The organism is Spirosoma koreense (assembly GCF_054777875.1).
The window spans coordinates 894,803-916,548 of the sequence record NZ_BAAHAC010000005.1 but is presented as its reverse complement, the minus strand read 5'-3'; the positions used below and the strand labels follow the sequence as shown (position 1 = coordinate 916,548).

12 protein-coding genes are annotated in these 21,746 nt (G+C 53.5%); 3 read left to right on the top strand and 9 right to left on the bottom strand.

The window, feature by feature from the left end; genetic code table 11:
- Positions 1–221: 221 nt before the first annotated feature.
- The 7 genes from ACYVC2_RS09560 to ACYVC2_RS09530 all read right to left on the bottom strand — a co-directional run bounded on the left by ACYVC2_RS09560 (position 222) and on the right by ACYVC2_RS09530 (position 13,973).
- Positions 222–1,283 carry a Gfo/Idh/MocA family protein gene (locus ACYVC2_RS09560; RefSeq protein WP_461102078.1) on the bottom strand — a complete coding sequence of 354 codons (1,062 nt, stop codon included), beginning with the start codon at positions 1,281–1,283 and terminating at the stop codon, positions 222–224.
- Between the two features lie 112 nt (positions 1,284–1,395).
- Complete coding sequence (locus ACYVC2_RS09555; protein ID WP_461102077.1) at positions 1,396–3,903, bottom strand: L-rhamnose mutarotase; 2,508 nt, start codon at positions 3,901–3,903, stop codon at positions 1,396–1,398.
- A gap of 69 nt (positions 3,904–3,972) precedes the next feature.
- Positions 3,973–6,747 carry a glycoside hydrolase family 2 protein gene (locus tag ACYVC2_RS09550; RefSeq protein WP_461102076.1) on the bottom strand — a complete coding sequence of 925 codons (2,775 nt, stop codon included), beginning with the start codon at positions 6,745–6,747 and terminating at the stop codon, positions 3,973–3,975.
- A 57-nt stretch (positions 6,748–6,804) separates the two neighbouring features.
- Positions 6,805–7,707 carry a glycoside hydrolase family 43 protein gene (locus ACYVC2_RS09545; RefSeq protein WP_461102075.1) on the bottom strand — a complete coding sequence of 301 codons (903 nt, stop codon included), beginning with the start codon at positions 7,705–7,707 and terminating at the stop codon, positions 6,805–6,807.
- Complete coding sequence (locus ACYVC2_RS09540) at positions 7,704–9,119, bottom strand: glycoside hydrolase family 140 protein (RefSeq protein ID WP_461102074.1); 1,416 nt, start codon at positions 9,117–9,119, stop codon at positions 7,704–7,706. Before ACYVC2_RS09540 ends, ACYVC2_RS09545 begins: the two co-directional genes overlap by 4 nt.
- 171 nt (positions 9,120–9,290) lie before the next feature.
- The gene (locus ACYVC2_RS09535) at positions 9,291–10,706 is read right to left on the bottom strand and encodes a RagB/SusD family nutrient uptake outer membrane protein (protein WP_461102073.1); all 1,416 of its coding nucleotides are present in this window, start codon (positions 10,704–10,706) and stop codon (positions 9,291–9,293) included.
- Between the two features lie 93 nt (positions 10,707–10,799).
- Complete coding sequence (locus ACYVC2_RS09530; protein ID WP_461102072.1) at positions 10,800–13,973, bottom strand: SusC/RagA family TonB-linked outer membrane protein; 3,174 nt, start codon at positions 13,971–13,973, stop codon at positions 10,800–10,802.
- Positions 13,974–14,324: 351 nt separating this feature from the next.
- On the opposite strand from ACYVC2_RS09530, the gene ACYVC2_RS09525 reads away from it, so the two are divergent.
- From ACYVC2_RS09525 to ACYVC2_RS09515, 3 genes are all read left to right on the top strand, one after another.
- Positions 14,325–15,500, top strand: a complete 1,176-nt coding sequence (locus ACYVC2_RS09525; RefSeq protein ID WP_461102071.1) for an acyltransferase family protein — start codon at positions 14,325–14,327, stop codon at positions 15,498–15,500.
- A gap of 100 nt (positions 15,501–15,600) precedes the next feature.
- Positions 15,601–16,365, top strand: a complete 765-nt coding sequence (locus ACYVC2_RS09520) for a DeoR/GlpR family DNA-binding transcription regulator (protein ID WP_461102070.1) — start codon at positions 15,601–15,603, stop codon at positions 16,363–16,365.
- A 273-nt stretch (positions 16,366–16,638) separates the two neighbouring features.
- The gene (locus ACYVC2_RS09515) at positions 16,639–16,965 is read left to right on the top strand and encodes a hypothetical protein (RefSeq protein ID WP_461102069.1); all 327 of its coding nucleotides are present in this window, start codon (positions 16,639–16,641) and stop codon (positions 16,963–16,965) included.
- 182 nt (positions 16,966–17,147) lie between these two features.
- Here ACYVC2_RS09515 and ACYVC2_RS09510 read toward each other — a convergent pair whose 3' ends face one another.
- Positions 17,148–19,907, bottom strand: coding sequence for an alpha-d-galacturonidase (locus ACYVC2_RS09510; protein WP_461102068.1), 2,760 nt, complete (start codon positions 19,905–19,907; stop codon positions 17,148–17,150).
- Positions 19,908–20,104: 197 nt separating this feature from the next.
- Complete coding sequence (locus ACYVC2_RS09505) at positions 20,105–21,745, bottom strand: RagB/SusD family nutrient uptake outer membrane protein (RefSeq protein ID WP_461102067.1); 1,641 nt, start codon at positions 21,743–21,745, stop codon at positions 20,105–20,107.
- Position 21,746 lies beyond the last annotated feature (1 nt).

Here is a 21,746-nt window from a genome sequence, read left to right as displayed (position 1 = left end):
GTCGACTAAGTCTGAACCATGGACTGAAAACGAACTTGCCGAGTTCAGAGCGCTCATGCAACAGATTAAGACCAGAAACGCCCGGCGAAAAGCGCGGACTGGCGTGACAGATAATGTAAAATGAATAATGAACAATGTAAAATGAGGGACGCGAGCCCCTAAGCCGCTCCATTATCCATTGTTCATTTTACATTTTACATTATCCATTATTCGTTCCCTCTCTACAGCCCATACTCGCTCAGCACCTCCCGCACCTTCACGGGCTGGCCGGTTTGCAGGGATTTATCCATCGCCTGAAGCAGCGCTACCGTGCCGATGCCTTCCCGGATGTCGGGGTAAGCTGTCTGGCCCGCTTCGAGGCAGGTCGCGAAATAATCGAGGTAGTTCTGGTACTCGCCGGCGTGGTGGCTTTTGCCTTCGAACCGGAAGTAATGCTTTAGTTTGTGCTCCCAGGTCTGCACGATTTCGTCGCCGGTGTTGGTCGTAATGGCGTAGCGTAGGTCCATATAATCGGCCTGGCTACAGCCCTCCGTACCCCGCAGAATACAACTCATCTCCGAGTCGCGTACAACGGGCTGGACCGGCCCCGTATACGCCCCACTCACGCGGGCAATGCGTCCGTCCGTGGCCTTGAAAATGAAGTGCATGGTATCGGCGTTTTTCAGTCCGCCTTTCTGACCGTTGCTGCTCAGCATGCCATACCCCATCACCTCTTCGATATCGGGCAGATACCACCGAATGAAATCGACCGGGTGACTCAGGCCGCCGTACAGCCATTTGAACGCGTTCTCCAGCGACCAGCCTTTGGCCAGGAACCAACGGTGGTCGGCATGGTAATACCCTTCGATGGTAATCAGTTCACCGATCAGGCCGGCTTCAAAATCGGCGCGTTGCTTTTTCATCGGCTCGAAAAAGCGGGAACTCTGCCCAACAAACACCTTTTTGCCCGTCTGTTCGCTGATGTCGATCAGTTCTTTTGCTTTCGACAGGTCGTCGATAAACGGCTTGGTGCAGACTACGTGCTTGCCGTGTTGCATGGCCAGTTTGGTGTGCTGAGCATGTAGGTGATCGGGCGTGTAGATGGCAATAACATCGATCGATGGGTCGTCGAGCAGTTCCTGGTATTGGGTCGTGTACGCCTGAAAATCGAACTCTTTAGCGCGCTGCTGGCAAAGCTCCAGCTTCTGGTCGCAGATCTTCACCAGTTCGTAATGCGGACTCGACAAAGCCGCCGACATAGTGCTTCGCCCTTCCCCTAAGCCTAAAATTCCTAATCGTAACATAGTTTATTGTAATGATGTTTTTGTCATGCTGACGGAGGAAGCATCTTAAAATGTCCTTGTTGATGTATAAGGCTGCTTCAAGATGCTTCCTCCGTCAGCATGACAGAAAAAATTAGTCAATCCCCTGTAATTCCACCCACACCTCGCCGGGCTTCTTACCCGGAATCCCTTCCTGATATTTCTTCATAAGGGCGTTCCATTCATCGACGCGCGGGTTGTTCTCGGTCGTTTTGGGGTTGAGTTTGTCCAGTCTTTCGCCTTTCGGAATGCTGATTACCAGCATGAGTTGCCGCCCATTTCGGTACAGCAGCAACTGCTGAAACTGGGCATTACAAAAGCCCTTCGAGACCTCCGGCCACTTTTCAAATTGAGTGGCATGGTAGGCCAGGTATTCGTTCTGAAGCCGAGGATCGGCCACCAGATTCGCCGTCAGGATCGTGTGCGTCCACTCGTCGGCCGTTGGACCGCTCTCGCACTGGCTGCGGTTGAATTCGTAAAATGGATCGTAATAGGTGTTGACCGTTGCGCCCGGAAACGCCGACCGCAATCGCCCGCTCAGCACCGACACGTCCTGCACCTTATCGAAAATAACGTAGTGGTTTTTCCACTGATAGAGCGCTTCCGGACGGACCTTGTTCCGGGCCAGCACGTCCTTCAGCCGCTGGCCGTCGACCGGGTCTTTTCCGGATGAAATCAGCTCGACGATGACTGGATTTTCCTTATTGATCAGCCACTTCTGATCGGCCCCAACCTTTTCGTTGAGCAAATCGCGGAACGGTGCCTGAATGCCCGCTTTCGTTCGGATGCTGTCGGCCACCTGCGGACCGTTGTGCTCCCAGACGTTGTTCGGGCCGTTGGCGTTTTGCAGGTATTTTTCCGACGGCGTCCAGTTGTCTCTGATCGTGAAATACGAAGATCCTTCGTCGGTATAGAGGTAAAACCAGTGCACGGGCAGGTGGGCGTACGGCGCTTTGTAGACGCTGTCGATGTCGTTTTCCACGATCATCGAACCCGGTTGCGCCGACAGCGTGTAAATGGCCGCGGCATCGTACAGGTGTTTGGCAAAATGATGAATCTTATTGGCCACCACTTTATTATTGCGCATGGCGTTGATGGTGCGCGTCCAGCCCCAGCCCATGCTGATGCCGCTATACGACACCTCACTAATCTCGTTGTGTTCGATGGCGATGCCCCGAACGTAGCCCGCTCCAATACCAACGCAACCCCAGTCTTCGTTCGTCACGTTTGTAATCAGGTTGTTGCTGATGGTCAGGTTACTGCACACTTGCCGATCATCGATAGGGTTGTAGGGCCGGTGAATTTCCGTCGCTTCGTCGGCAAACACTCCGGCCATGATCCCCGTCCCGCCAATGTCTTTAAACAGATTTCCCTGGATCACATTCTCCCGCACCCCTCTGTGGTAATCCAGTCCGGTGGCGGCCATGTGCTCGAAGCGGCAATGCTCGAAGCCCGTGTGAGTGGCAAAATTCACCTCTACACCCGCTGCCGGGCGCCCTACCCACGCCTGGTTTTCGAGCGACTTTTTATCGGGCGTACCCGGCACTTTCAGCTTGTAGGCATCCAGCATGTATAAACCCGCCTGGTGCGGCACGTGTCCCTGCTGCGACGGCCGCAGCCAGCTCGTGTGCTGAAACGCAATGCTTTTGACCAGTATGTTCGCTACCGGACTGTCGACGGTTCCGGTTATGCGTACGAGGGTTTCGAGCGCGGGTACAATGACCTGGGCGGTGGCGAGGGTTTCGCCGGACCGGGGGATGTAGTACATTTTTCCGGCTTTCGCGTCCAGAAACCATTCGCCGGGCTGGTTCAGAAATTGAATGGCATTCGACAGAAAAAACGCTGAATTACCCGTTTCTTTGGAAATCCAGGGCGCAGGCCACGGGTGTTCGGATTGAATCCGGCTTTCGGGCTGGTGAAACCAGAGCTTTGCACTGTCGCCCTGCACTTCGATGCGTTTGACACGCAGGTTGGCAATGGCCCACCACTGATGGATGGTCATTTCCATTCCGGCGGCTTTCGACAAGTCCCCGAACCTGGGAGCCGGAATCCAGCAGGTCTGTTCGGCTTTGTTCCACGATAGAATCCGGTTCATCAGCGGATAGGGCGTGTCTTTGGCGCGGGTTGCTTTCGCGCCGTTCACCCACAGTTGCCGACATTCGAGCAGCCGCCCGCCTACCGTTGGTGCATCGGCGACCCAGACCCGCCCAACTGCTTCTTTGGGCAGTCCTGCTACCGTTCCCTTTAGCTTTTGCCAGCCAGTGATGGCAATTCCACCGCTCAGAATGGGTTTTGCACCCGGTGCCGCTTCAATGACCGTCGGGCTGGTCGGCGTTCCCGAATCTTCCGGCCGGATAAACACGGGCTCACTCAGCGCATAGATACCGTCTTTCAGGTAGATATGTGCTCCATTGGCCAGGCTGGGATCAGCCAGCCGACGCAGTTCGCGCACTTTTCGAAGCGCCAGTTGCAAACTCGCCAGGGGTTTTTCGGCCGTGCCCGCGTTCGCATCCGATCCGTCCGGCGCTATCCATACCTCCGCCTGCTGCGCCTGGAGAAGCGACGGAATGAAGAAGAATATCAGCAGGCAAATTCGTTTCATATACTAGTTAGTACCATTATTCTTTGTCATTCGGACCGTAGGGACCGGGCCGAATGACAGAAAGCGGAATCATCGCCCCGAAAAGTCAAAGAACAGCGTCAGTTCGTTGGCGCGGGCGGGTTCTTTTTCGTAATCGTAAAAGGCGTATTTCTGGCCCATCGGCCCGGTGGTTTCGTTACGCTGGGTTTTGGTGCCGATGCTGGGAATGCCCTGCATGAACGAAAGATCGCCCGACGGAAAAATCGGTTCGTAATTGTGCCACTGGTCGGTTTTCCAGGCGGGGGTGAACAGCCGGAAGAACACGTCCTCGTTTTCGGTTGCAACGATAAACGGATTATCGGCTTCGAACCGGCACCAGTACATATTGGCGTGATAGCCTTTGAATTCGGGATAAACCAGCGGTTGTTCACCGGTTTCGGTGTTGTTGTAGGCTTTGCTCCAGACGCCCAGCGTACTACCCTTCAGCCGGTTTTTCCAGACGCGGTATGGGCCTTTTCCCATCCACTTGACCGCTTTCATTTTGTCTTCGGGGAACGAGAAATTGACCCCGTTCATAAAGGTGAAATAGGCACTGGGAAAATACCGCACCCGCATTTTCACCCAACCCGACGGATAAACGGTCCATTGCAGGGTATTGTAAGCTGTTTTCCGGTCGAAGGTCGATTCGATGACGATATTTTTCCCCTCGCTTCGTTGGGTGAAGTTGCTGAAGTTCGTAACGGCTTCCTCCAAAATCGGTCCGTTCGTCAGTAAAATGTTTCCTTTGGTATTCGAAACCTGACGCAGCACGCCGTTTCGCTTGCTGATCGATAGTTGAATCCCATTCGCCGAAACGGTGTAGAGCGAATCGGTTTCCGTCAACGTTGCTGCGCTGGCACCGTCGGTTTTAACCATGGTGGCAGCAAACTTAGCGGGCAGTGTAATCGGAAAGCTCCAGGTAAACAGTTCACGTTTGAAGGGGTCCGTTACCGTTATATACAAGAGATCATAGTTCGTCCAGTCGGCGGGCAGATTCGCTTTCAATACGCCTTTTTCCAGCGGTTTCAGGTTTGGAGCGACAACCGAAAACGGTCTGCCAGCTCCATACGACCCGGCAACTTTGACCAGTTTCCCACTAAACGAGCATTGAGCGGTGTTGGTAAAATGATACCGGTTTTCGATCGGAAACGTACCATCGAACGTGGGCGTTATTTCCCGGCGCTCCAGCCGGATCGACGACCAGACTTCCTTGATGGTAAAAAAGCTGCCTTCTTTCTGCCGGTACGGCCCGACAATCCCATCAGCTCCGCGGTTGCCATCGGTGTCGATGGCGCCGTTGCGATCCGTCCGGACAACCCCCTGATCGGCAAAATCCCAGAGAAAACCACCGGCCGCCAGCGGTTCGTGCCACATGGCTTCCCAGTAATCGTCCAGCCCCGCGCCGTGGCCGCCGTCGTACATACCGTGCAGGAATTCGGTGGGCAGAACGATCGAATGACCGAGGTTATAGTTGCCGATGCCGTAATTGAATTCGCGGTAATGCTGGGTATCGAAGCCGTTGAAATCCTCCCAGGCATGAATGACGTGCCGTTTCTGAATGTCTTCCTGTGCAAACAGCGGATCGAGGTCGCGGTTGTGGCCGCCTTCGTTGCCGTTGATCCAGAGAATCACCGACGGGTGGTTGACGTCGTGCGGGATGAGTTCTTTCAGTAGTTTGGTGCCCGTGGCGGTGTCGTAATGGCCGTGCCAGCCCGCTAGCTCGTCGAATACGAATAGCCCCAGCGAATCGCAGACATCCAGAAAATGATCGTCGGGTGGGTAGTGCGACATCCGAACGGCGTTCATGTTCATGTCTTTCATCAGGTTCACGTCCAGAATACTCACCGCTTTGCTGAGCGACCGCCCCGTGGATGGCCAGAACGAGTGGCGATTTACACCTTTGAGCTTGATTTTGGTCCCGTTGACGTAAATTCCATCCCGCAGCCGCACCTCGATGGTCCGGAAACCGAACGGCTGAATGACTTTATGAACCGGCTTCCCGGCCTGCAGTAGACTGACTTCGACCTTGTACCGGTTCGGAGTTTCCGACGTCCACAACTGCGGGTTCGGAATGGTTTTCGTCAGCGTAACAGCCTCGCTCCCTGCGCTAATTTTGGCGCCGAACGAGGTACCCAATTTCTGTCCCGACAGGGTGAAAATCTGCGCCGAAATCTCGGTGGCGTTACCGCTTGCATTGACCTGGATCTGAGCTGTAAATGAGCCGGTCGCTTTTGCATCGATGGCCACATGGGTGATGTGCTCAGCGGGTAGAATTTCCAGATAGACCGGTCGGAAAATGCCGCCAAAAATCCAGAAATCGCCTTTCCGCTCCGCTTCGTTGACCGACGCATTGGCCGAATGTTTTGACACCGTCGCTTCCAGCTGATTCGCCGAACCGTAGTTGAGCAAACTGGACACGTCGTATTTGAATGCGTAATACGAACCCTGATGCGTCGGCCCGGCGGATTTACCGTTCAGTTTCACCTCAGCATCGGTCATCACCCCTTCAAAAACCAGATTGACGCGCTTGCCTTTCCACGACGCCGGTGCCTGAAATTCGTGTTTGTATAGACCTTGCTCCTTCCCCCGGGCGCTGTCTTTGGCGAAACCGTAATTGTATTTTCCGAACCCCTGCAACTCCCAGTTCGACGGCACCGGGATGGTGGTCCACTTACCCGAATTCCGTCCGGCTGTGCAGTAAAATTGCCAGGGCACGGTGTGGTCGCTCCCGGTCCCCGACAGGTAATGTTTCTCAGTCTGCTGCGCTTTGACAAGCTGAGCCAGTAAACCGAAGATTCCGAAAGCGATTAAGAAAATACGATTCATCAATTGTTTATTTCTGCTAATTTTTCTGTCATTCCTTCTGTCGTCGGAATGACAAAATCACTTCAACAACCCTTTCAAAACTTTCTTCTTTACCCTGAAAATCGTTCCGTGCTTATGCCCTTCAGGAACTGAGATCTCTGACTTCACATCCGTAAAGGTTTTAAAATCATGGGTTTTCATGGCTCCGTAGCTCTTGTCCTGGTACGAGTCGAAATAAATCAGCCAGTCGTCGCCCACTTTCGCGACGGACGGGCCTTCGGTGAATTTTTTGGTAAACGGAGCCGATACGTTCGTGAACGGTCCGGTAGCGCTGTTGCCAAACGCCACTTTGAGGTTCCGTTCGGGCCGGGTATTGTCTTTCAGCACCAGCACATACTCCGCCGGTTTCCGCTTCACGATGACGGCATCGATCACGCTGAATGTCGGATCGAGAAAGAGCTTGGTGGGCGCAAACGTTTTGAAATCCTTCGTAGTTGTATAATACATACGGTGGTTGTTTTTTTCCTCCTCCACACCCCGCTCGAAGCGGTTCGGGATGGTAGATGCCCAGATGATGACAAACTGGTCGGCTTCGTCGTCGTAGAACAGCTCGGGTGCCCACACGTTTACCGTCGTCGGTTCGTGCTCCATCACCGGAATGGCCCGCTGGGCCGACCAGTGGATCAGGTCGTTGGAGCTGGCATAGCCGAAGCCTTTGTCGTCTTTCCAGCTGCTGGTCCAGACCAGATGAAACGTGCCGTCTTTCCCCTGCGCAATCGACGGATCGCGCATAACTTTCTGATTACCAACCTCAGGCTTCAGGAATGTTCGGTTCAGGTCGGTCCATTTATAGCCGTCGTAACTGTACAGAAACCGGAGCCCTTCGTTGGCCGGTTCATGAAACGAGCTGAACATATACACGCTCTTCGAGCAGGAACTGAACGCGATGGCCAGGAGGAACAGGAGACAAAAACGCTTCATTTTTTCTGAAGAATTAAGACCCAGTCGTTGCCATTTTTAGGCTCAGCGGGTGGATTGAATTCCTGAACGCCTTTGTTCGCTATATCGCCGATAGCGGTCGTTTTGCCGTCGCGCGGACTGTACCATGAGGCCGTTATGACATCGCCCGGCAGCTTGCCCATATTCAGCCGGATGTTCCGCCCCGTGTAGGTGTACACCAGTGCGTAGTCCGGACCACGGCTGGCGACCAGGTAGTCGTAACGCTGGCCCTGGTTGGCAATGAGCGACTGATCGGGCAGGCGGTCGAAGAACGAATATTTCAGCAGCAGGTTTTTCAGGTGAATCATCTGCCCGGCACCGGGCGCGTCGAGGGCTTTCTCCCAGGGGTCGATCGGCCCAAACGACGTTTTTTTGTCGCCGGACTTATACATCTGCATGATCGAATTATGCCCGTAGGTATAGCCGAACGCGCCCGCCAGCACCGACCAGTAGCCATACCGGCGCACGTCATCGGCGGTCCAGCGGGGATCGTCCGGGTTGTGCAGTCCATGCGGGATCTGTTCGTACGAAGGCTCACCATCGATCACGGGCTTAGTCGGTTTGCGGGCTAAATCAGCCTGAATATACCGCCAGTTGTCTTCGCCATAATGCCATTTGTCTTTCGCCGACGTATCCTGTGCGTACGATTTATGCCCCGACTGCACCATGTTGAAATCCAGCCAGGGTTCGTTGTGGAACCACTCCGACGACGATGCCCGACCGCGCGGGTGGAAGGTAATCAGGTGGGTCGAATCGAGCTGGTCAATGGTTCGGCCGATGGTTTTCCAGACCTCCAGCGAGTCACTTCCTTTAATATCGCCCCCGTCGAGCCAGATGATGTTCGGGCGGTTTTTGTACCGGTTGGCGATAAACTCGGCGTAAGTTTTCGCCCGTCCCTGATTGACGAATTTGCTTTTTACGGTATTACCCCACATGGGAACCAGCGCCATGTAAATGCCCTTTTCCGCGGCTTTATCGACCACAAAATCGACGTGATCCCAAAAATCGTACTGAGTCGAATCACTGAGCGAAGCGCCCTCGGTGGTCAGCGGAGTCGCGATGTTTTTGCCAACCAGCGCCGAATCGCCGTAGACGTTGACCGCCGAGAGTGTATGCAGCACCATTACCTGCACGACGTTGAACCCTTTCTGTTTCCGATTTTCGAGGTATTTCTCCGCTTCTTCCCGCGTCAGGCGCGTAAACAACAACCAGCCTGTATCGCCGAGCCAGAAAAAGGGTTTCTTGTCGCCAATCGTCAGGAACCGGCCATTTTCGGAAACGGCAAGCCGGTTCGAATCAGGCTCGTTTCCAGGCTTTTTCGCCGTAGTGCAGGCAACAATCAGGGCAGCGAGAAAGGCAAGCGGAAAAGCTCGTTTCAGGATCAGGTTTAGCATTTACAAAGAATGCGTTTTTTCGAAACGACACTCTGTATGATTTTTTCGACGGTTTGTATGATTTTATCAACCAGGCGGTTTTAGAATGAGCGTCGCTTCGATAGTTTTTGACAGGATTAACAAGATTTGCCGAGGCAAAAAAGCCTGCTAATCCTGTAAAAAAACTCTTTTTCAATACCCTGGGTTTTGGGTGATGGCTTCGTTCTGCGTGTGTACGATCTGCGGAATCGGCCACAGCAACTTGGTCTGCGAGATGGCTTTGCCTTTAGCGCTCAGCACCGGAATAGCCCGGTTCGTGCGCTTAAGGTCGAACCAGCGGTTAAACTCGATGGCCAGCTCAACCCGGCGCTCGTGTTCAATCGCCAGGTCGAGCGTTGCGTACTTAGCCGTGGGGTAAGCGGCATCGCCAAACTTGGGCAGCTTTGCCCGGCTCCGAACGAGGTTCAGGTAAGTAGCGTCGCCCGTCGCTTCGGAAAGCAGCAGCAGCGCATCGGCATACCGCAACACCATGAAATTATTATTGGCCAGCGGATTACCGCCTACCTGCGTCGCTTTCGTATCCGTCCATTTGATCGTGTATTTCTGGTTGATGAACGTACCGGCATTGTTGTATCCCAGCGCAAAGGAGGCTTCCCGGCGCGGATCGCCCGTTTCGTATTCGTTATACAGGTCGTCGGTCACCTGGTTCATACCGCCCCCGTAAAAGCCAAGGAAGTTGTTGTTCGGATAGAACGTCTGGTAATAGCGGCTGTACGGTGCCGAGGCATTGCCACCCAGGTACTGAATCTCGAAAATAGATTCTTTGGTGTTCTTGACACTCGGTCCCCACAGGTCCGTGTAATTCGGCAGCAGCGAATACTGGTTGCTGTTATACACTTCCTTCAGTACGGTAGCGGCCGACGCTTTGTCGCCCAGCGTCAGGTACACTTTACCCAGCAGGGTCTGAGCCGCTCCTTTCGATGCCCGGCCCGGTATCGTAATGGCCGAGGCTAGTGGTAGTTTTTCGGCCGCGTACAGGAGATCTTTTTTAATCTGGTCATACACAGTACTTACGGGCGAACGCAGCACGTTGTAGCTCTCCTCACCGGTGAGGGGCGTGGTCACAAGGGGCAAATCGCCCCAGAGCTGCACCATGTTAAAATAGTACAGGGCCCGCAGGAACATCATCTGCGCTTTGACGCCTTCTTTATACGTAGCATTCAGGTTGGCCCCTTCGATGCGGTCCAGCACGATGTTGGCGTTGAAAATGGCTTTGTAGCAATCCTGCCAGAACTGATACACCATCGTGTTGGCCGTAGCCAGGCTGTAGTCTTTGAACTGCCATTTGTCGGCCTGAATCCCCGAAATATTGAATACAATGGCATTGTCGCTCATCTGCTCATTGGCATACGACACCGGCCCCTCTGGATGATAAACCGTGTATAGCGATGCATAGGCCCCGTTGACCGCCAGTTCAAAATCGTCCGTGGTTTTGAAGTTGTCGGCCGTGGCGTTGGAGAGCGGTTTCAGGTCCAGAAAGGACTCTTTGCAACTGCTGGACAAAAGCCCGATGCAGAGGATGGTTATGGTGAATTTTATAGCGTTCATTTTATGTAAGGCGGGTGGAAACCCGCGATTTCTAATTCATGTTTGCGGGTTTCCACCGCACGGGCGGCCCCGCGCAACGGCGGACCGTCCGCCTTAAAAATCTACTTTTAAACCGACCGTGACCACACGGGGAAGGGGGTAGGAACCGTAATCGACACCGATGAACGCCCCGTTGGGTGCATTGCCCGATGCGTTCAGGCCGTTACTACCACTGGAGTAGTTGCTGGCTCCGTAAGTCGTGTTCTCAGGGTCGTAATTCGTGTATTTGCTCCACAGGTACACGTTATCCGCATTGACGTACACGCGGGCGGTCCGGAAGGGAGTTTTGCTGGTAATTGCAGTCGGCAGCGTATACGAAATCCGGATGTTTTTCAACCGCGTAAACGACGCATCTTCGACCCACAGGCTGTGAAACTGATCCTGCAGACCCGTCAGGCCCAGGGTAGCCCGGAAGTGCGTGCCGTCGCCAGGATCGGCTTCCGACCGCCAGCGGTTATCGACACTCGCGAACATGTTCCGGCCGTTGTTCCAGAAGCCCAGGTACCGGAAATTCTGATTGACGATTTCGCCCCCGTACGTTCCCTGAAACAGAAACGACAGATCGAAACCTTTGAACGAAATGGTGTTGGTAATTCCGGCCGTGAAATCAGGCTGGAAATTACCCAGGGTTGTCCGGTCGTCCGGCGTAATCTTGCCGTCGCCGTTTACGTCCCGGATAATCGGATCACCGGGTTTGGTGGTGCTGTAATGCGGAGCCGCATCGACAGCCGCCTGGTTCTTAAACACGCCATCTACTTTATAGCCGTAGAAATTGGAAATCGGCTGGCCCACTTCGGTTTTCACCGCCACCACGTAGTCGGTGTAAATGATCGGCGCGTTGCCCGGTCCGAGTTGCAGGACTTTATTGCGGTTGATGCTGAAGTTGAAATCGGTGGTCCAGACGACCTTACCGGTCATATTTTTCGTATTCAGGTTCAGTTCGATCCCCCGGTTCTGCATCCGGCCGATGTTGGTCAGTTGGGTCGAGAAGCCGGAAATGTCGGGGACGGGAACGTTCAGCAGCATGTCGCGCGTGATGGAGTTGTAAAACTCGGCCGACAGCCCGATCCGATCGTTCAGCATCCGCAGGTCGAGGCCGATGTTCAACTGGCCGGTCCGTTCCCATTTCAGGTTGGTGTTGGCGATGTTGGCGATGGTCAGACCCGACGCCAGCGATGAACCCGATACGTAGTTGCTGGACGACAGCAGACTGATGGCCCCGTAGTTCGGGATCTGGTTGTTTCCGGCAATTCCGTAGCTGGCCCGCAGCTTCAGGTTCGACACGAACTTGACATCTTTCATAAACGGCTCGTCGGAGATCATCCAGCCCGCCGACACCGACGGAAAATACCCCCAGCGCGTGTCCGTTCCGAAGCGCGAGCTACCGTCCCGCCGAATGGCTGCTGTGAAGAAATATTTGTTCTGGAAATTATACTGCGCCCGCGCCAGGTACGAAATCATCGCCCATTCCGACGCGGTGCTGGAGCCACTCGTGACCACCCCTGCATTCAGGGTCTCGACCAGATCGTTCGGGAAGCTGCCCGACGTGACGGTAGCAAACTCATCGCGCTGCTTCTGGACCGAATACCCAGCCAGCACATTCAGGCTGTGGTCGCCAAACTGTTTGTCGTAGGTCAGGGTGTTTTCCGAGAGCCAGTTCAGCATGTACGACGTCTGCACGTTTCCTTCGGCAGGCAACAGGCCGGAATAGCCATAGCCCTGATTTTTAACCCGGTACGAGTTCAGGCGTGTATTAAACAGGTTGCCGCTGATGCTCGTCCGGAATTTCAGATCTGGAATAACATAATATTCGGCGAAAGCTGTTCCAAGGGTGTTGAACGACTTGTTCTGCTTGTGGTAGAAGCGCGTGAGCGAATACGGATGCCAGAGGTTCAGGTCGTTGTAAGCGATGTATTTGCTCCAGACCGAGTTTGGATCGCGGTAGCCCAGGTTGCCGTTTTCGTTATAGACCGGAAAGATCGGATCGCTCTGAATGGCCAGGCTGATCACGTCGCTTTTCCCCTGTGTGCCTTCGGTGCGGTCGAAAATGGTCGTCGCGCCCAGGTTCATGCCCAGCGAAAATTTATCCGATACTTTGTGCTTGATGTTGGTCCGGAGCGCCAGACGTTTGTAGTAATTTTCATCCAGCACCGCCTGCTGGTCCAGATAAGCGCCCGAAAACAAAAACTGGGTTTTCTCCGTGCCACCCGACACCGACAGTTGCGCATTGTGCGACGGGGCCACCCGGAACATGACGTCCTGCCAGTCGGTACCATTGCCGAACTGCTGCGGGTTATTAATAAAATCATCTGGAATCCGATACGTCGACGGACGAGCGCTGTTGGGGTCGGAAGCTTTGTTGACCGCAGGGTTCAGATCGACCCAGGCGTTGTTGTGGGCATCGATGTAGTACCCGATCCACTGCTGGGCATTCATCATCGGTACTTTGCGCGTCACGGTCTGGATCCCGTATTCGTAACCCGCGCTGATGTTCGTTTTGCCCACCTTACCCAGCTTGGTCGTCACCAAAACAACCCCGTTGGCTCCCCGCGAGCCGTAAATAGCGGCCGAAGAAGCATCTTTCAGCACGTCGACCGACTCAATGTCCTGTGGGTTGATCAGGTTCAGGTTGAAATTTTCGAGCGGTACTCCGTCGACCACGAACAGCGGAGTCGTTCCCGCCGTAATGGAGCTAACCCCCCGAATCCGGATGATCGGCGAAACGCCCGGCGCACCCTGCGACTGCGTGATGTTTACCCCGGCAATTTTACCCGCCAGCGACTGCGTGACGTTACTAAACGACCGGTCTTTAAATTCGTTGAACCCAACCGAAGCGACTGCGCCCGTAATGGCCCGTTTGCTCTGCGTACCGTACCCAACCACGACGACCTCGTTGAGGGTTTTGTTCGACGGGGCCATCGACACGTCGATGACCGATCGGTTGTTGACCGGAATCTCCTGCGTTTCGAAGCTGATAGAACTGACTACCAGGGTAGCGTTGCCATCAGCCGCGATCGAGTAAGCGCCGTTCTGGTCGGAGATGGTTCCGGTCTTGGCCGATTTTACCAGCACCGAAGCGCCGGGCAGCGGTTTTCCGGTTTCGTCGGTGATTTTACCGGTGATCGTTGCCAACCCATTTTGCCCGAACAGCGGAGCAAAAGAAAAACAAAATAAAGCAAATGCCAGACTAAGTCGGCCCGCTCGTCGTACGGTTAAAATTTGGTGCATAGCTGTAGGCTTATCCGTAAAATAGTCAATCCAATCTTCTTAAATTGCCATAAATTGCCGAACGAAAGTAAGCTGCCGGCACAGAGGAACTTTCCTATACTTTCCTATAATTTGTTTCGTTTTCTTTCTTTTATTTTCTTTTTCCAATAAAGGCCCTTCGAATATGCCACTATAGACTGCGTTTGGCTTTTCTTCTCTGGTTCCGTAATCACACTCCAATTTTTCGCCGTGAAGTATACAACGGAACTTCCTTCCGTGTGTGATAGCTGTAAATCAACCACCACGAAATGCAGCTTTCCTGGTTTTCCTGCATCCTTACGCTGATCAATTCTTCTAACTTCTTGATAAAAAATGGGTAACGCGCGGGCTGCCTGGCTGGATTATTTACGTTCATTTGTTACCCTGCTGGTCGTCGCTCATCATGCCGCGCTGGCGTACCCGACCTTCGCCCATTTCGACCCAACGCATTACATCTACTCAACGGCTCCTGTTGTCGATACCAGCCGCTGGGCAGCAATGGACATTTTTAATGGGTTTAATGATGTGTTTTTCATGGCCCTGATGTTTTTTATCAGCGGCCTGTTTGTGTATCGGGGGCTCACGAAAAAAGGACCGAACGTTTATTTGGCGGACCGGTTGATTCGGCTAGGAACACCATTCGTTTTTGCTGAACTGCTGCTCATTCCGCTGGCCTACCTGCCTTCGTTTTATCTGGCCACCCACTCCACCGACCTGACTGCGTTCATTCGGGATTATATCCTGACTCAGCAATGGCCCGTTGGCCCACCCTGGTTTATCTGGCTCTTGCTGGCTTTCGACGGTCTTTCCGCCCTGATTTTCAGGCTATCGACAACATTTTTTCCATCCTTTGGTGCCTGGTTGATCCAGCTAAGCCATCGCCCTGCCCGCTTATGCGCAGCCGTTTACGGGCTGATAGCTCTCAGCCTGATTCCACTAAGCCTGTGGGTTGGTCAGTATACCTGGGTTGGCAATTGGGGCCCTTTCGATTTTCAGCTTAATCGGGTGCTGTTTTATTTTTTGTTTTTCGTTCTGGGTGTCAGCCTCGGCACGACCGACTGGCAAGCAGCGCTGTTTAAAGACCACAAATTACTGGCGGTCGACTGGAGCTTCTGGGTGCTGTTGAGCCTCGGCTGTTATGTATTCCTAGTGCTGATTTCTAGGGCCGGTGCCGACTGGGTGACACAAGGAAAGCTGACTGGTATGCAGGGTTATTTTCTCTACGATCTGGCTTTTGTAACCAGTTGTCTGGCCAGCATCTGCGCCTGTCTGGCAGTCTTCCGGCAGAAAATTACCCACCCCTTCGGCAACTGGGTGTCTCTATCGGCAAATGCGTATGGCATTTATCTCATCCATTATGGGTTTGTCACCTGGCTTCAGTTTGCCCTTTTACCAGTCAATCTACCGGTTGTGATGAAGTTCATCCTTGTATTTTTGGGAGCACTTGGCCTAAGCTGGTTAGGTAGCAGTCTGATCAGACGTAGCCCCCTGCTGGCCAGTATCCTCTAACCTTATTTTGTTTTCTATGGATTTGTTGTAATTAGGAAGTATAACAGCAGAAAACTTTCTTTTCCTTACTTTTGGATTACGTAGAAACGAAACCAGGACCATGCTGCCGAATCAACGTCGGGATAAGATACTTGAATTACTGAAGGAAGATGGTTCCGCCAAGGTCATCGACCTGTCCCGAATCTTCAAAGTCACGGAAGTCACGATTCGGCAGGATCTTGATAAGCTGGAGAAAGATGGGCTGGTAACGAAAGAACATGGCGGAGCATACCTGAAGAACGTGGAAACCCAGGTCCGAAACTTTTCGCTGGGGAACCAGGAAAACATCGACAAAAAGGAGCTCATCGCCAGCAAGTGCCTGGAGTTTATCGAAAGTGGCGATAGTATTATTCTGGATTCGGGTTCGACCACGACCGAAATTGCCAAAAAGCTTCGCGGTCACAAGAACCTGACCGTCATCACCAACGCCCTGAACATCGCCATGATCCTGGGGGCCGAACCCGGCATCGAACTCATCGTAACCGGGGGCGAATTCAAACCCCCTACCCTGTCGCTGACGGGCCAGAAAGCCGCCGATTTTTTCAAGGGGATCAACGTGCAGAAGCTCTTCTTAGCCACGGCGGGCATCTCCCTGAAGTCGGGCCTGACCTACCCAAGTCTCAGTGATCTGGTCGTCAAAAAAGCCATGATCGATGCCGCCGACACCACTTACCTCGTCGCCGATTCTACGAAGATGGGCAAGAGTGCCTTCGCCAGCCTGGGGGCCCTGTCGCTGATCGATTACATCATTACCGACGCGGGTATCGAAGAGAAGCATAAACAGGTCTTTCACGACAACGAAATCGAGTTGATCGTTGCTACGTAGGAAGGCAGGAGACTACGTTAACTTCCCTAATAGTTATTTTATTCGCAGAGACTACCTTTTTAGCAAATTTTTGTTTTGTAACAAAACAAGGTATACTTTTATACCCATACCATGCATTTACCGTTTAAGTGAAAGAACAGTTAATTTTTAACATTCGGATGCAGTTAGCGGCTTTACGCCAATTGCTTCGCGATCGATCAGATGAAATGACTGACGTTGAAAAGAATCTAGTTCTAGACCAGATCATTAAACTCACAAACCTCCTGAACGAGCTTGAAAAAGACGCTTAAGGACTATCTTAACTCATTTAACCAAATGGAAACTCAAACAAATTCTGTATCGCAGGAAGTCGCCGATCTGTTAGCAACAGGGAACGCACTTATTACGCAAGCCGAACATTTTTTGCTTGAAAAAAACGGCAGAAAATACTCTCTGGATGAATGGCTTACACCTGCTGAATACGCTAAGCGGTTTCACCTAAGAACAACCATGGTCGTCAGCAATTGGATTCGCCGGGGAATTATTCCGGCGGAAAACATCTTGCACATTCCTGAACTAAACGGTTTGAAGCTCATCAAAGCTGTACCCTATCAGGAATAGTCCCGCATACGTTCAGTACCACTTGGAACAAGCCTGATTTTCTGAGCGGTATAGAAAGCAGGCATTCGAGCGATTGAAGCATCGTGAATTTATCGAAATGATCTGCCTTGCCGCTTCATCCCCTGGCCGTTGGCAGTATGACTATTTGAGAATTGGCAAGGTCAGCTAATTGGTCAGGTTGTTTACTCAAACAGCCAGTCGATAGTCTTCTTGTTGCCAGCCAGACCCGCGTCCGAAATCGGGATTTCCTGGTTGCCGTCCATAAAACCGAGCAGCAGACAGGCGCCCCTACCCAGATTCAGCGTGTGCTGACCGGGTTTGAACGAATAAGCATGCACGTTCGCCGGAGGAAATCCATCGACCAGTACCGCGTTGGAAATTTTGATTTCCGACTGGCCGTAATCGTTGGCGCTGGCGTCGGTTTCGAGCTCGGGCGCAGGTAGGTATTTCGGATTCTTGCCGGCAAAGAAGCCCACCAAAAGTTTTACCGGCCGGGTGGTCGAAAACGTCAGGCTGGTACGCTCCGATTGCAGTTTCGCTTTGGCAAACCGTAGCCCTTTCAGTTGGGTCAGTTCAGGAGCCAGATCGCGAATCGTTACCGCCGTGTCGGCAAAAACACGCTGCCCCTTCTCAAGCGCATACGTTTCTGCCTGTGGACTTTGCAGCGTAACCGTCGCGGGTTTCAGCGGTACGGGCTGTCTGGCCACGGCGTTGCCGGCCGACTTCAGCGAGTCGATCACCTGTTTGAACCGGTTCAGTTCTTTCTGGTACACCGGCAGCATTTCCTCCCAGGTTTTGTAGGTTCCATTGACGCCCCGCATCGGAATCTTGCGCTGCTGAGTCTGCATGCTGTTGGCGTATAGGTAGGTGTCTTTCGTCAGGTCGACCAGATTCGCGTAGTGCTTCACACTGCTTTCGAGTAAGGGAACCGCTTTCTCCAGATCCTGGACGTTTTTGGAGTATTTATACCGCAGCACAGCCAGCGCAGCCCGGGCTTTCTGGGCGTAAAAATTAGCCAGCGCATCCTGACAATACACGTCGTTTTTCAGCCGCGCAAACTCCGCCTTGTCTTTCGTGACCGATCCAGCGGCCCTATCGATGGCCACCACCGCCTGTTTGCCGTGTTCTACGACTTCGTCGGCAACCTGAACGGGCGTTTCACCGATGTGCTTTTGGTGCTTCGATTCTTTCTCAGCGTACTCTATGATCATCTCCCCCTCCGGCGCTTCCGACTCATACATGAGCGTAAACAACCCATAGCGGAACGGATTGATGAGCTGGGTCATCAACATACCCAGCGTCAGTGTCTGGCGGTTACCGTCGGTGATGCCGTACCGGCGCAGCAGTTTAGGTTCAATTTCGCCCGCCTGTTCGTAGGCATCCAGCACGTCTTTTCCCTTGTCGGTAGGCAGACCGAACTTTTCGCCCAGCCGCTTACTCCAGAACGCCACTTCATCGGCGCGGGGCCGCCCGGCTTTCCAGGCGTAGCGCCCCCAGGTTTTGTACCAGATCCAGTCGCGGTCGAGCTGGAGCAGACGCGGGCTGGTTTTATCGGCAGTATAGGGCCAGTCCCAGTACGATGCCTGTGGGTACAGATGCAGCCCGTTGGCCCCGTAAATGCTGTGCATAGCCTGCACCGACTTCTGAATAAAGTCTGCCGAACCGTAGCGAAAAGGCTCCAGGTTGGCCAGAATATGCACATTCTCGATCTGTACCGTACCGATATTGCTCAATGTCCGGTGGAGGTCGGCCCATTTGCCGCGTGGGGTATAGGTGGTCAGGGCTTCTCCGTTGAATTTGGCTTCGGTATACAGGTTTTTGTACAGCGGCAGGGCGGCTTTCATCACGCGGGGGGCATCGGTATCGTGCGCCCGCAGCACGAGGGGTGGCTCGGTCGTCTGGCCCAGCGCTTTCAGTCCGTCTTTCACACCCGGAATGATGGTTTGGGTAAACCAGTCCACGTCGTCCTGACCGACACCTTCCATCGCTTCGCCCAGGGCAATCAGCAGACCGACGTTCGGGTATTTCTGGACGAAAGCAGCAATCGATTTCCGGGTGTAGTCGGCAATGAGTGGTACAATGGGCCGGTTGCGGTCCTGGGTTTTGATGTGGTGATGTTCGGCAAACGGCTTCGAGACGATGATGTTGTAAAACATCTGAATGACCCAGATGCCGCGCTTGTCGGCTTCTTCGGTCAGGAATTTAAAAATCTCTTCGTTCTTTTTGAACGTCGCGTCATCGACCTCGACGGCATACGGGTATTCTTTCAGCCGGACCAGCGACGCAAAGGGGTGACCGTTCCACAAATACAGCGAGTTGTACCGGTTTTCGACCATCATATCCAGGTAGCGAATCCACAGGGCTTTGTCATAAAACCACGGAAACGTTTCGGGCGTATACGGGTATTCGTACACGTCGCGGCCGGGTAGGTAGGTTGGCTTCTGTACGCCGATGCATGTACCCCGCAACACCATTTCCGGTTTGTCGGCCAGACTGATTTTATCCGGGATTTTACCCGTTTCAGTGATCTGCGAAGCTAGTTCCAGGCAGCCGTACAAAGCGCCCGACGGATCGGCACCGGCAATCAGCAGCGGCTTCTGCCCTTCTTTCTGAATCAGAAAACTTTCTTTCCCTGTCGTTTTCTCACCCGTAACCGAATAGCCCGCAGCCGTTTGCTTTATCCCCTCGTCTGTCCAGACACCCACCACAATAGCCGTGTTCGTTTTCGGTACGGAGCCGCTGGCAAGAGTCGCCTGATAGCCCGCTTTTGCCAGCGCCTGCTGGAGTTTCTGAGCGCCGAACATCACCCGCGCATGCGCCGACGCCGGTACGACGATCGTAACGATTTGTGCTTTTTTGCTTTCCGGCTGCGCAACGGATAGCAGCCGGGAAAAGAAAAAGAGAGCGGATAGAAGTAAACAGATTCGACTATGTCGGTTCATGGTGGGTTTATCGTTATCCTGGATAAGCATTTTTATCATCCCGACTGACGGACCGGTCGGGATGATAAACTGCGCTGGAACACTGACAAAATTACTCGTTTACTTCACCGTCGATCTCCACCATTTTTTCTAAAAATGATATAATCTTAGCGTGGTGATTCTGAACGGTATCGTGGGTTTCAAACTGGCAAAGCGAGCTAGTATCCCTCATTCTGTTTAAACTCGCCCTTATTCGTTACTGCGTCGATTTCACTCTGCGGAATGGGCCGTACGACATGGAACGGCTGAATGTATGGGGCCGCGTCGGGGTTGTACTTTTTCACCCGCTCGACCAGTTTATTCGTCCGTTTCAGGTCGAACCAGCGCACCTGCTCACCAGCCAGTTCGCGGGCGCGTTCGTCCAGAATGAAGTCGAGGGTTACGTCGGAGGCTGCTACACGCATGGCGGCCTGCCGCCCGCTCACGGCGGCCCGTGTCCGGATTTCGTTCAGGTAATAAGCGGCCGAGTCTTTTTTGCCCAGGTTTAGCTGCGCTTCGGCGGCCAGCAGATACACTTCGCCCAGGCGCAGGATATACGCATCGCGCGAGCTTTCGGTAGTCGCATCCGTTGCCCGGGTCGGGTCGTCGAACTTCTGGAGCGATACGTAATGGAACCGGTCGTTTGGCGTACCGTCGGCTTTATACATGTCGTTTACGTCGTAGATACGGTATTTTTTCGACTGGCGGAACCCGGGTGCCACTGCGTATTTCGTTGTCAGTACCGCCGTGTCGCCGACGTTCATTCCCGCCGGTCGTTTGGTCGCGTCGGTTTCGTTGGCCTTCCAGACCGACTTAAACGAAGCAGTATACCGCGAGTCGTCCTGTTCATTGAAGAGATTCAGCAGAAACAGCGTCGGCATATACCGTACATTTGGAAAGCCATTCGCCACGTCGCGTTTCATGCCGGGCTGGGTGTTGTACTCCATCAGAAACAGGGTATGGTTCAGGTTGCTCCCCGCGTTGAAAGCCAAGTTCGTCGAGTAATTCACGGCCCACAGGACTTCGGTATTCTGCTGATTCGTTATTTTCCACAAGTCGGCGTAGCTGGGCAACAGCTTGTAGGAATAGCCCGTAATTACTTTTTTAGCGTAATTGCTCGCTTCCTGATTCCGGCCACGGGTTAGATACACTTTCGCCAGAAACGCTTCGGCGGCCGGTCGGGTGATGCGTCCGTACTCGGTGGTCGTTTGCGGAATAGCCGACACGGCAAACTCCAGGTCCTGAAAAATCTGCGTATAGATCTGATCGACGGGCGTCCGTGTGGCGGTGGTCAGGATGGTTTCGGTCGGAGCCAGCTGGAGTGGAACCGGGCCGAAAGTTTCGGCCAGATGCCAGTAATACCAGGCCCGCAAAAACCGCGCTTCGCCCTCCAGCTCTTTCTGACGGGCCGCAGCCACGCCCGCGCTGGGCAGGTAGGTCAACACGCTGTTGGCCAGATTGATGGCTGCGTAACATTGTTGCCACATCCGGTTTTTCACCCAGAGATTATCTGTTGTCAGGCCCTGGTAAGTCATCAGCGAAGGTTGCGGAAAGAGGCCGTTCGAGCCCGTATTACCGTTGTTGGCGGCATTGGTCCAGATGTCGGAGCCCATTTCCATGAGCGCCTGCCCTTCTTCTTTTCCGTAGAAATAGCGGTTGTAGGTATAAATCCCGTTCACGCCCGCTTCAATGCCTTCGGGCGTGGTAAACAGGGTTTGGGCGGTCGATCCGGCCGGGTTGTACTCCTGCAGATCCTGCTTGCAGGAAAGCCCCGTGGCGGTCAGCGCCAGGATGGTTATATAACTCAGGTATCGTTTCATA

What these genes read in the sequence shown, in the direction of transcription:
- ACYVC2_RS09560 (WP_461102078.1), bottom strand. Translation starts at nt 1,283, where the DNA reads ATGTTACGATTAGGAATTTTAGGCTTAGGGGAAGGGCGAAGCACTATG.
- ACYVC2_RS09555 (WP_461102077.1), bottom strand. Translation starts at nt 3,903, where the DNA reads ATGAAACGAATTTGCCTGCTGATATTCTTCTTCATTCCGTCGCTTCTC.
- ACYVC2_RS09550 (WP_461102076.1), bottom strand. Translation starts at nt 6,747, where the DNA reads ATGAATCGTATTTTCTTAATCGCTTTCGGAATCTTCGGTTTACTGGCT.
- ACYVC2_RS09545 (WP_461102075.1), bottom strand. Translation starts at nt 7,707, where the DNA reads ATGAAGCGTTTTTGTCTCCTGTTCCTCCTGGCCATCGCGTTCAGTTCC.
- ACYVC2_RS09540 (WP_461102074.1), bottom strand. Translation starts at nt 9,119, where the DNA reads ATGCTAAACCTGATCCTGAAACGAGCTTTTCCGCTTGCCTTTCTCGCT.
- ACYVC2_RS09535 (WP_461102073.1), bottom strand. Translation starts at nt 10,706, where the DNA reads ATGAACGCTATAAAATTCACCATAACCATCCTCTGCATCGGGCTTTTG.
- ACYVC2_RS09530 (WP_461102072.1), bottom strand. Translation starts at nt 13,973, where the DNA reads ATGCACCAAATTTTAACCGTACGACGAGCGGGCCGACTTAGTCTGGCA.
- ACYVC2_RS09525 (WP_461102071.1), top strand. Translation starts at nt 14,325, where the DNA reads ATGGGTAACGCGCGGGCTGCCTGGCTGGATTATTTACGTTCATTTGTT.
- ACYVC2_RS09520 (WP_461102070.1), top strand. Translation starts at nt 15,601, where the DNA reads ATGCTGCCGAATCAACGTCGGGATAAGATACTTGAATTACTGAAGGAA.
- ACYVC2_RS09510 (WP_461102068.1), bottom strand. Translation starts at nt 19,907, where the DNA reads ATGAACCGACATAGTCGAATCTGTTTACTTCTATCCGCTCTCTTTTTC.
- ACYVC2_RS09505 (WP_461102067.1), bottom strand. Translation starts at nt 21,745, where the DNA reads ATGAAACGATACCTGAGTTATATAACCATCCTGGCGCTGACCGCCACG.